We start from the raw sequence: 1,405 nt of genomic DNA, 5'->3' as shown, positions 1-1,405 counted from the left end.
GTGGACTCTTCTATGTCTGTCAAGCCGCATTCATTGGTTCGATGAGGCATTAAGCGTCCGGTAGATGCGGCGGGCCACGTAGCGTTTGATGCAGCGGCGTATTTCCTTGTCGGTGCGGCCTTCGGCGCGTCGTTTTTCGACGTATCGACGGGTTTCTGCATCGTGAGTCATCCGCGTTACCGCGACCATGTGCAGGGCGCTGTTCAGTGCCCTGTCGCCGCCCCGGTTCAGCCGATGTCTAATGGTGTTCCCGGAAGAGGCTGGGATGGGGTTTACGCCAGCCAGTGAGGCGAAAGCCGCTTCGTTACGAACCCGGCCTTGGTGTGACCATGCTGTGAGACACTTCGCGGCGCTGATCGCCCTGAACCCTTTCTCTTCCAGCAAGGGTGCGGCCTCGCTAACCCTGACCAGCTCGTCCAGCTGCTTCTCATTGTTCATGAGCTGCTCGTCCAGTTCGAGGATATGTTTGGCCAAGCGAATGGCCTCGTTCCGGGCGACGGACAGGGACAGTTCTTCCTCGCGGGGCCGCCAGCGAGAGATGTCGGAGATTTGGGAGGGGGTAAGGGACTTGCGGGCATCGACTCCCAGGTTGTTGCTGCGTACCAGGGCGTTGAGCGCGTTGACCGATCGTGTGCGGTCAGCGCTCATGGCCCCGCGGGCGGTGGTCAAGATCCGCACCGCTTGGCGGATCCCGTCATTGAGCCGGGGACGGCGCAGCTCCTCCACGGGCAGCGGCAGCGTTGCGGCCGCGATCTGTTGGGCGTCCAGGGCATCGGTTTTCCCCACGCCGCGGCGTTTTTTGGCGTCCATGCGTGGTGCCTCGGCGACCGGATAACCATGGGAGGCCACTGTGCCGGCGAGGATCGCCCCGTAAGTCGCGGCGCCTTCGATGACCCAGAGGGTGTCGGCATCCGCGCCGGTGCGGCGGGCTACCCAGCTGATGGCCCGGTTGATTCCGGCCGCAGTAGTGGGAAACGACCGGGATTCAAGTAGGGCGCCGGTGCTGGCTGCGAGAATTGCGTAGACATGGTTGCGGGCGTGTGTGTCGACACCCACGACAAACGGGTGGGCATGAGCGACGATGGACATGGCGGTCACGGCACCTTTCCGAAGAACGAAGGACATGGGTCAACGGCCGTCAACGGCCGGTACCAGTCCGGGTAGGAGTCACGTCGGAACAGCACTGTGATGGGTCACGCCCCATCATGGGGTGGACAATCTTCTGATCAAGCTACCGAGGTGGGCCGGAATGGTACCGGCCACCCACCCCAAAGATGGACAAGTCCACAGCAAGACACTCAATGTCAATGATTGTATGAGTCACATTTCCGGGGCGGGGCGGCCAGTAGCCATCCTGCCAGCCGGTCCCGGACCAGCCATGACCAAGACTCACAGTGATTGTAGT

At 62.2% G+C, this 1,405-nt stretch carries 1 protein-coding gene; it reads right to left on the bottom strand.

Annotated elements, in window-relative coordinates; translation table 11 throughout:
* Positions 1 to 30: 30 nt before the first annotated feature.
* Positions 31 to 1,089: an IS110 family transposase gene (locus ACLKOZ_RS22425; RefSeq protein WP_436478474.1), complete on the bottom strand. Its 1,059-nt coding sequence runs from the start codon at positions 1,087 to 1,089 to the stop codon at positions 31 to 33.
* Positions 1,090 to 1,405 lie beyond the last annotated feature (316 nt).

Source organism: Arthrobacter sp. R4 (genome assembly GCF_051365025.1).
In the GTDB taxonomy this organism is placed as follows: domain Bacteria; phylum Actinomycetota; class Actinomycetes; order Actinomycetales; family Micrococcaceae; genus Arthrobacter.
The sequence above is the reverse complement of the archived record's forward strand: the minus strand, read 5'-3'. Positions and strand labels throughout refer to the sequence as shown.